At 30.7% G+C, this 6,179-nt stretch carries 6 protein-coding genes; 2 read left to right on the top strand and 4 right to left on the bottom strand.

The genetic code is table 11. The annotated features are described in order from the left end of the window. Positions 1-126 precede the first annotated feature (126 nt). Positions 127-684 (bottom strand): hypothetical protein, encoded by a 558-nt coding sequence (locus GMC_RS0115080; RefSeq protein ID WP_010522932.1) that lies wholly within the window; start codon positions 682-684, stop codon positions 127-129. Positions 685-779: 95 nt separating this feature from the next. Between GMC_RS0115080 and GMC_RS0115075 the strand changes: the two genes are divergently transcribed. Then, positions 780-2,000, top strand: a complete 1,221-nt coding sequence (locus GMC_RS0115075; RefSeq protein ID WP_010522931.1) for a glycosyltransferase — start codon at positions 780-782, stop codon at positions 1,998-2,000. Positions 2,001-2,009: 9 nt separating this feature from the next. Here the strand turns inward: GMC_RS0115075 and GMC_RS0115070 are convergent, their stop codons facing one another. The 3 genes from GMC_RS0115070 to GMC_RS0115060 all read right to left on the bottom strand — a co-directional run bounded on the left by GMC_RS0115070 (position 2,010) and on the right by GMC_RS0115060 (position 4,706). Next, positions 2,010-3,026 carry a metal-dependent hydrolase gene (locus tag GMC_RS0115070; RefSeq protein WP_010522930.1) on the bottom strand — a complete coding sequence of 339 codons (1,017 nt, stop codon included), beginning with the start codon at positions 3,024-3,026 and terminating at the stop codon, positions 2,010-2,012. Continuing rightward, a complete protein-coding gene (locus tag GMC_RS21730; RefSeq protein WP_010522929.1) occupies positions 3,026-4,216 on the bottom strand; it encodes a hypothetical protein in 1,191 nt (396 codons plus the stop codon). The genes GMC_RS0115070 and GMC_RS21730 overlap by 1 nt, the downstream gene beginning before the upstream one ends. Positions 4,217-4,328: 112 nt before the next feature. Then, entirely contained in the window at positions 4,329-4,706 is a 378-nt protein-coding gene (locus GMC_RS0115060) for a rhodanese-like domain-containing protein (protein ID WP_010522928.1), read from the bottom strand. 409 nt (positions 4,707-5,115) lie between these two features. Here GMC_RS0115060 and GMC_RS0115055 point away from each other — a divergent pair, with 409 nt between their 5' ends. Beyond that, positions 5,116-6,126 carry a glycosyltransferase family 2 protein gene (locus tag GMC_RS0115055; RefSeq protein WP_010522927.1) on the top strand — a complete coding sequence of 337 codons (1,011 nt, stop codon included), beginning with the start codon at positions 5,116-5,118 and terminating at the stop codon, positions 6,124-6,126. Positions 6,127-6,179: the final 53 nt, after the last annotated feature.

Below are 6,179 nucleotides of genomic sequence, written 5' to 3'. Positions count from 1 at the left end.
CTTGAATAGTTATTTAGATAAAGTTTACTTTTTGGGGGAGAAATTTGACATTCTGAGAAAGGCAATCCTTTCTACTTTAATTTATTGCTGCAGCAAGTTGTGATATTATCGGCTAATAACTAAGTACTAGGGTTCGGTAACTGTTACTTCGCATGTTGCAGGCGGGTTTTCATTCAATTCAGTTAAAAACGTAGTTCGTTCAATAATAAAATCCAAATAACTTTTTACTCTTTGGTCAACAAAGTTTGAAGTTGTTATGTATTGAATTGTTTTTCTGCCAGCTGGTGTGGTATATTCTATAATAAAAAAGTCATTAGTGTTTAATAGTTCCAATTCAGGATCATTAATATCTGTAGATGGAATATCACGCACACCTCTAGCAATATTTTTTACATCATCAGCAATAGAATTTTGAGTTGCACTTGGATCATATGGGCATTCAAAAAAAGTCCAAACACCGTCTGCCGGTATTGCACTTGAATTGTTGGATTTAAAAACACCTTGGTCAGTCAATTTAAATACTGAAACACAATTAGGTTCATTACATGTTCGTGACGCTTTACCAAAGGTAATACCTTCGGTAAAATCAATATTAAGTGTATCTTCGGGTAAAATAATATCATCATTATCTTCGCCACAACTAAATGTAAGAACTATACTAAAAATAAGCGCAATTTTTTTCATGGTCTATATATTCCTTTATTTGGGATTGGAAATTTACAAAAAGTTGAGATCAGTTCTATATTTCTAACTACATTGTGTTCAAAAAATTATTTCGGTTGAAAGAAAATAATGTAAAATTACTGGTCATTGGTCATGTTTGGCCCCAACCAAACGCTACGGCAGCAGGGGAGCATTTATTGCATTTAATTCAGTTTTTTAAAGAGATTAATTGCGAAATACTTTTTGCGAGCGCATCCCAGCAGCCTAGTGATTATAATGTATTAAGTGATCTGAAAATTCCAATGATAATGGTATCTATCAATGATCCTAATTTTGATACTTTACTCTTGGATTTTAAGCCAAATATGGTACTTTTTGATCGATTTATGGTGGAAGAGCAGTTTGGTTGGCGCGTAAAAAAAGTGTGTCCTGATGCTATATGTATTTTGGATACCGAGGACCTTCACTTCTTGCGTAAGCAAAGAAAAAAACAGTTAAGCAAGCCTATTGAACATTTGTTATCAGACGATGCTAAACGCGAATTGGCTAGTATGTATCGGTGCGATTTAAATTTAATGGTGTCATTAAAGGAAATTGAGCTTTTAAAAAGCAAGTATAATTTTCCTGAGTATTTGCTACATTATATTCCATTGCTTACTAAAAAAATAGTGCCAGATTCTTTTACAAATTTTGGGGCCAGAAAAGATGTAGTTTTTGTTGGAAATTTTTTGCACGCTCCTAATTGGCACGCTGTACAACTACTGAAAAAGGAAATTTGGCCTGTACTATCAAAATTACTTCCTGAAGCTCAATTGCATATTTATGGAGCCTACGCTACTGAAAAAAATTATCAATTGACTAATAAAAAGGAACGTTTTATAGTACATGGATATGTTGCTGATTTAGAAAGTGTATTATCTAAAACTAAGCTTTTATTGGCACCTTTGTATTTTGGAGCAGGACAAAAAGGCAAATTATTAAAGGCAATGCAATGCGGCACTCCAACAATTACAACAACAATTGGTGCAGAAGCTATGCAATTTGATAAATCATGGCCAGGGAGAGTAACCGATACTATTAATGAATTTGTAAATCAAACTGTTTTGCTTTATAACAATGCAAACGCTTGGAAAATTGCACAACAAAACATTGCGGTTTTGGTAAATGCACATTATTTATACGATACACACTTAAGCATTTTTAAGGAAGTAATAGCGGATTTGATTTCTGATATTGATATAATTAGGAACAAAAATATTACTGGTCAAATACTGTGGCATCAAAGCATGCGAAGTACTGAATTTATGAGTAGGTGGATTATTGAAAAAAATAAGTAGTTACAAATTTTATAATTCTTTTTTACCAAAGATACGTTTAACTAATTTTTTTAATAGTTCGGGAGCTTTTTCAATGTCGGGATCTCTTTCTTTGGCCTGTAATTTACCCTGATCGTCGTAATAAAGTTTGTAGCTAAACACAAAACGATCATTTGCTTTTCCAGTACCATACAGCCCAAACCTAAGATCATTGAAATAAAAAGTATTTCCAACCTTTTCAATAGTGTACCAACCTTCAGTTAAATCAATAAGGCGCAAAATTAATGGATGATCTTTTAATTTTCCTAGTAATTCGTGGTTTTTAGGATATTTTGCAAATTGAACTGGCGTATTACCATCAAATAAGGAATAATCTCCAATTAAATAGGCATTTTGGGTTTCAACATTAGCATTCCAAAGGATGCTGTTTAAAGGTGTGGGTTTGGTTTGAATACTATTGTAAGAGCGTTGTTGATTTTTTAAATTTTGTTCAAACACATTAAATGTATACCATTTAAATAGTAGCGTTAGTACCAAATAGGAGGTACTTAAAATTAGTCCAAGATGGTTAATTTTTTTGCGTTTTGGATTGGTGCGCTCATATGTCATTGCAATAATTACACAAATTAAAAATGGAATGGTGTAAAGCGGATCAATGACAAAAATATTTTTGAATGCAATTTTATACGGATGCGGCCAAAAAAGTTGTGTCCCCCAAGTTGTAAATGCATCAAGAATTGGGTGTGTAAATAGTCCCCAAAACATAAGCCTTGTCCAATCCTTCCAGTTGGCTTCAGCATTCCCTGATATTTTATGAACGAGCCATCCAAAAATAGGTGCGGCAATTATGCAAAAAAGAATTGAATGTGAAAATCCCCTATGTAATTCATTAGCAGTTACAGTATCAGTAAAATACTTAATAATGATATCTAGATCAGGAATAGTACCAGCAATGGCTCCCCAAAGTATCGCTTTATTACCTACTTTTTTACTAATTGTAGCCTCGCCAACGGCAGCCCCTAAAACAATTTGTGTTAATGAGTCCATTAGGTTTGTTGGGTTTTAAAGGGATTTCTAATTTCATATTCACTAGGCGAAATTAGTTCCACCAAAGGTTTTAGTAAAGTATTTGAAAAAGAGTTTCGGTGCCGGACATACAGCTTCATATCTACAGGTTTGGCACCAATAGTACTCTTTATAATTTCAGCTGTTCTGCCTAACCGTAATTCTTTAACTTTTTTTGACATAGCTATTTTTACATAATCATAAAGCATACGCTGATAAATAGCATAGGTTTTGTTAAAATTGTAATCAATTCCGATGTGGTTTGCTTCCAATACATCATCTAGTACGAAAGCAGTTGAAAATGCGACCAATTTTTCCTGTAAAAAATATCCATTAAACAAAAAATGAGTTTGAAATTCATTCTTTAAACTTTTAAAAGTAGCTATATTTTGTTTGGCAAGTTTGAAGTCCGCATTTTCCAAAACTGAAGAGTACAAATTTGAAATTTCATGTTTGTAGTTTTCAATATCTTGAGAAGTAAATTTTTTGACCGTAAGTGGCGCTGATTTTTTAAATACTGTTTTTGCACGTGTTCTGAATTTTGTGCGCATACTAGCTAGATAATCCTCAAAAGTAGTCCAATTTTGAAGCTGAAGTACCATATTCACATCAATTTTAAATGATCTGAAATCATGTAATTCCAATTGATCGCTTTCGCTAAAACTTGTAGGCCAAAACTCTTTGAATAATAGAAAAGAAGGTTTGTTTACACTATCCGATTTTCCAAATTTACGCAAGGCCTTCGACAAATTTTCATAAGCAGTTTTGGCGTCAATTAAAGATTCGTTGTACTTAAAACCATATTCGCCACAAGCAAATAAATTACCACATGTTAGGACAGATATATCCATGTTGGCTATTAATTTTTTGGTTATAGTATCTCCTAATTTACATGGAAAATCATTAGGTTTTAATTGATCTGAGTTGAATATAAAAAGTTGTGTGATAGCAAAAGCAACAGCTAGATTTTTACTATTGTAAAAAATAATGTAATTAAATTCAATATTTTCAGACAGTGTTTGTTCTAAAATTTTGATATACGGTAAGGAGAAAAAAATACAATTATTTGTATTCACACTATTCCAATCTTTCTGTGGGATTGCCTGAAATGTATTGTAATATTTGTAAGTAAGTGATGAGACATTACACTTAGTTCGGATTTTGTAAAGCATAATAAGTCTCGTTTTTGTATTCAAAAATTAGTAAATAATTTTTCTGATTTAGTGCACTTTTTAGGATGTCAAATTTGAATAGTATGTTATTTTATGCTGTAAAATGAAGCTTTTAGTTAATCATTTGATTCCATAATTTCCAACCACCAGAAAAGTTATAAATGTATTTAAAATTTAAATCTTTTAGTATCGCACTAGCCACTCTACTGCGGTAGCCTGAATGACAATATACATAAATTGGTTTATTTTTGTTTAAATGTTGTACTTCGTGTTTAAATTTTTCTTTATTTTTTATGGGAATATTAATAGCTCGATCAATATAACCATTTTTAAATTCGTCTCTTGTTCGTACATCAACTAGTTGTATAATTTGGCTAGTGATTATCTCATTTTTCAATGTAGCAAAACCTATTTGATGAATTGATTTGGATGATTGACTAAAGCAGGCGGTTGTTGTAATGAATACTAATATTAACAAAATGTTTTTCATGAAAGCGAGTAATTTTAAGTTGGGTATTTTGTAAAATTAACTGATAATAACTTACAAACATGAAATTTGTTATATAGATTTGCTTTATTTTTTTCAGCTTGTAATAAAATGGTAAATTTTTGTGCGTTTTCAATGCTTATAGGAAATGTTAAGGTTTTTTAAAATTCTAACAGAATTTTTAATAAATGTTAATTGAAAAAAATGAATAAAACAATAAAGAACGTCAATTTCAAATTTACATACATGCTCTAGTTTTAAAAAATAATAATGAAAGTAATTGTTGTATAAGCTTAAAATGAGTAATTAAAAATTCAGCTGCGTTTTACACTCTTTGTTGATTAGCACATTATGATTAAAATTAGTAACCAAACAAAAGTAAATTGTAAATTTGTTTTTTTAAAATTTTAAATTGAAGTTAGCTCCATATTTTTCATTTATAGTTCCCGTTTACAATCGTCCCAATGAAATTGATGAGTTGTTAAACAGTATGTTGGAATTGAATTATTCAAAACCTTTCGAAATTGTAATTATTGAAGATGGATCAACTGAAACTTCCGAGGAAATTGTAAAAAAATATAGTAATAGGCTTTTAATAAGCTACTATTATAAAAATAATACGGGTCCAGGGGATTCTCGTAATTACGGAATGCAAAAGGCAAAAGGAGTATATTTTTTGATTTTGGATAGTGATGTAATTTTACCAAATAACTATTTATTTGAAGTAGAAAAAGCTTTGAAAAATAAATTTGTAGATTGTTTTGGAGGAATAGATAATGCGCACAGTTCATTTACTGATTTACAAAAGGCTATTAATAGTGTAATGACTTCCTTTTTAACTACTGGAGGGATTAGAGGTGGCGGAGAACAATTAGGTAAATTTCAGCCTCGAAGTTTTAACATGGGCTTGTCAAAAAAAGCTTTTAAAGCTTCAGCTGGGTTCGGTAAAATTCATCCTGGTGAGGATCCTGATTTGAGTATGCGACTTTGGAATTTAGGCTTTGAAACAGCTTTATTTAATAATGTTGAAGTTTTTCATAAACGCAGAATATCATGGAGTAAATTTTTAATTCAAGTGACAAAATTTGGAAAATGCCGACCTATTTTAAATAGTTGGCACAAAGGTAGCGGAAAAATAACCTATTGGTTTCCTACTATATTTTGTGTAAGTGTGCTTGTTTCTTTGCTTTTGGCTCTTGCTTCTTTTTACTTGCCTTTGGTTTTAATTGGAATTTATGTGTTATTAGTTTTTATAGAGGCTTTATTCAAATACAAAAGTTTTAAAATAGCAATAATGAGCGTTTGGGCAATGGGCATTCAATTTTATGGTTACGGTAAGGGTTTTTTAATATCTTTTGTTAAAATAAAAATTTTTGGAATTATTCCAGAAAAAGCGTTTCCCAAATTGTTTTTTAAATCTTAAATCATTTAAAAATTTTTTGTTTTGAAAAATGAAGGTGAAAAGAATATTAAATT

Source organism: Aquimarina agarivorans (genome assembly GCF_000218485.1).
Classification (GTDB): Bacteria; Bacteroidota; Bacteroidia; order Flavobacteriales; family Flavobacteriaceae; genus Aquimarina; species Aquimarina agarivorans.
Note: the sequence above shows the minus strand (reverse complement) of the source record. Positions and strands in the feature narration are given on the sequence as shown.